Origin of the sequence: Phaeobacter inhibens DSM 16374, from assembly GCF_000473105.1 — a bacterium.
In the GTDB taxonomy this organism is placed as follows: Bacteria; Pseudomonadota; Alphaproteobacteria; order Rhodobacterales; family Rhodobacteraceae; genus Phaeobacter; species Phaeobacter inhibens.
On the sequence record NZ_KI421498.1, the window covers coordinates 3,358,485 to 3,361,358 of the forward strand.

Sequence of the window (2,874 nt, forward strand, 5' to 3'; positions counted from 1 at the left end):
CTTCGGTTACGAGAGATAGTGGATTAGGCGCGCCAAAGAGAAGGATGTGCTGGCCATCAACTATGGCTTCCTGAAGGTCCACCTCCACTCCCGAGGGGACAGGTGTAAAGGTCTGACCGCCATCGGTGGAACGTGTGATTGCACCATCACCGCCAATGAGCAGAATGTTCTGACCCTCAACTATGGCCTCCTGAAGGCCCGCCTCCACTCCCGAGGGGACAGGCGTAAAGGTCTGACCGCCATCGGTGGAGCGCGTGATTGCACCATCACCGCCAAAGAGCAGAATGTTCTGACCCTCAACTATGGCCTCCCACAGCCACCCCTCTACCCCAGAAGGGATAGGCGTAAAGGTCTGACCACCATCGGTGGAGCGCGTAATTGCACCATCACCGCCAAAGAGAAGGATGTTCTGGCCCTCAACTAAGGCCTCCCGTAGGGTCCACCTCCACTCCCGAGGGGACAGGTGTAAAGGTCTGACCACCATCGGTGGAGCGCGTAATTGCACCATCACCGCCAAAGAGAAGGATGTTCTGGCCCTCAACTATGGCCTCCTGAAGGCCCGCCACCACTCCCGAGGGGACAGGCGTAAAGGTCTGACCGCCATCGGTGGAGCGCGTGATTGCACCATCACCGCCAAAGAGCAGAATGTTCTGACCCTCAACTATGGCCTCCCACAGCCACCCCTCTACCCCAGAGGGGATAGGTGTCGCTGTGGTCGCAAGCAGCTCCAAAAGCCCCTTTTGCCCTTCCGATCCATGTACGAGGGCACTACGCTGATTGTCGAGTTTTGCATGCTCTGTCGCATGTGCCAGCTGCTGGCTTCGGAGCGTCTGGCGCTTCCCGTCCACGTACTTCTCCCAATAAGGTAAGCCGAGGTAGAACATGAGGCCAATAATGATCACCGCAAGCAGGCCACGATAGATCCACGACGCGCGCATACTGAATTGATTGCCGCGGAATCGTAGTTGCCGAATGACGCCCGCATATTTACCGGTTGCCCCCTGCCATTCCGCATCTAGAGCGGCGCGACGCAGGTCTTTTCGCCGGTCTATTTCCGGAAGTTGTCCGTGTTGATATGAGGCGTTCAACTAGAAATCCGTTCTTTGAAAGGCAGTGTTCGGCGATGTCTAACTATAGGGTAAATTTACTTCGACAATGACTAAACTCCAGGACCGTGCCGGAAAGCAAGAAAAGATCTGCAACCTTGAAGCGGACGTTCAAGCAGAGCACTGCATCCGGCGAAATGGGCTCAACGCGACCGATTTAATTGAAGTACCGCATGTCGGTTTTTGGAAGGTCGGCCAGACTTTGCAAAGGGCGTTCTCTGCGCTTCTCTGACATTGATGCTGAGCGAAGATAGGTTCAGGGTTACTTAAACCGATACCGTGCCGCTGCCTTAGCGATGCGCTCTGCCAGTGGTGTAGGGTGTTCTTCAGACAATCGCCGGATCGCTTCGACATGCGCGTCCAGAAACTCCGTGAACTCATGCGGTTGTACCTCTGACGCTGCTGCACGGGACACCAGCAGACCAAGGATTTGTCGGTCCAGCATCCGCATGTGTTCGGCACGGTTGGTTTCGATCACCTCACTAGGCAGCACGCCAGAGCAGTTCTCATGCAGGTCATTGGCAATGACGCTGGCGACCGCGCGCCACAGGTCATGTGTGGGCCAGCGGGCGCGGTTGCTATCACTGGTGGGGCAGGTGTAGCGCATTTTTTCGCAGAACTCGGCGTAAGCGTCGCCGACCATATCGCGCAGGTCTTGCCAGCTCCGCATTTCCCAGCGGTTGCGGAGTTGTTTGGATCCCATGCGCAACTCGAAGCGCCAGACTTGGCTTGCCAGTCGGTCGGACAGATCCAAGGGTGGGCGGTTCAATTGGGCGCGGGCGTCGTTCCAGATGGTGAGCCAGCCCAGCTTGCCCTTTTGCATGACCTCTTGGCGCTTGTCGTAGATCACCAATTGCCGGTTGGCGACGGCCCCGGCGCGCAGGCCGGTGACGCGTGCGCCTGTGGCATGGGTTTCGGTTTCATTAATGCCGGTGTGTTCCTGCACGCGGGTGCCAGGGGGCACCACCAGCGCCTCGCGGTCGGGTTCAAACCATGGGGCGAGAAAGTCGATGGCATAATCCACGCGGGTCACGCGCAAGAGGTGATCGGCGTAGCGGATGCCAAACGCATCCATGCAATCCCGAAAGTGTTTCTCTGCGGCGTCCAGCCCGCCAGTCGCCAGCAGGAAGGCCCGGAAATCCACAGTGATGCCGGGATTGTTCGCAGGGCGGTTTTCCGGGTCGAGGAAGTACCACTCGGCCCCGTATTCGCCTGTATGGGCAGAGAAGGCGGAACCGCCTGTGCGGCGCACGGAGAGGGCTACAGGACCGAACTCTAACAGGGTCTCGGCATTGGTCTGGATTGCCAGTGCTTTGGCTTCTGCAAGCGCGGTGCGCAGCTCTGCAGGGATATCGGTTTCAACGGTGAATTTCAGCCCGTCAAAGCCTGAATGCAGGATATCCGCTTCCATTTGCGCTGGCCTTCGCTTTCGTATTCGTGGAGGGGGGTGTTACAAGACCCCCCTTAATTTCGCCGTCTTGGCGCTGCGGTTTGGGGAGTGTTTATTGGGTGTGGCCCGCCGGTAATGGTGCCTCCGGCGGGGCAGCTTTAGGTTTTGGGGCCGGGCGGTGCCCGGCTTAGCTGTTAGTGCTGGGCGCTCAGTTGTCTGCTGATCCAGATTTCTGCGCGTTCCGCGCATTTGGCGATATTTGGACCTGTCGCGGTTTGATGCCGCTCCTTTGATAGCATTTACTGCACCAAAGGAGATGAACTATGGGACTAAAACGGACGGACGAATTTCGCCAAGATGCGGTGCGGATTGCGTTAA

General features: G+C 57.8%; 3 protein-coding genes. 1 reads left to right on the plus strand and 2 read right to left on the minus strand.

Annotated elements, in window-relative coordinates:
* The first annotated feature begins 46 nt into the window (after positions 1-46).
* On the plus strand, positions 47-424 hold the full coding sequence (locus INHI_RS0120085; RefSeq protein WP_027248724.1) for a hypothetical protein: 378 nt from the start codon (positions 47-49) through the stop codon (positions 422-424).
* On the opposite strand, the gene INHI_RS0120090 is transcribed toward INHI_RS0120085, so the two are convergent.
* Both INHI_RS0120090 and INHI_RS0120100 read right to left on the minus strand, forming a co-directional pair.
* On the minus strand, positions 417-938 hold the full coding sequence (locus INHI_RS0120090; RefSeq protein WP_027248725.1) for a WD40/YVTN/BNR-like repeat-containing protein: 522 nt from the start codon (positions 936-938) through the stop codon (positions 417-419). The genes INHI_RS0120085 and INHI_RS0120090 overlap by 8 nt on opposite strands.
* 430 nt (positions 939-1,368) lie before the next feature.
* Positions 1,369-2,517 (minus strand): hypothetical protein, encoded by a 1,149-nt coding sequence (locus INHI_RS0120100; RefSeq protein WP_027248727.1) that lies wholly within the window; start codon positions 2,515-2,517, stop codon positions 1,369-1,371.
* Between the last annotated feature and the right edge of the window lie 357 nt (positions 2,518-2,874).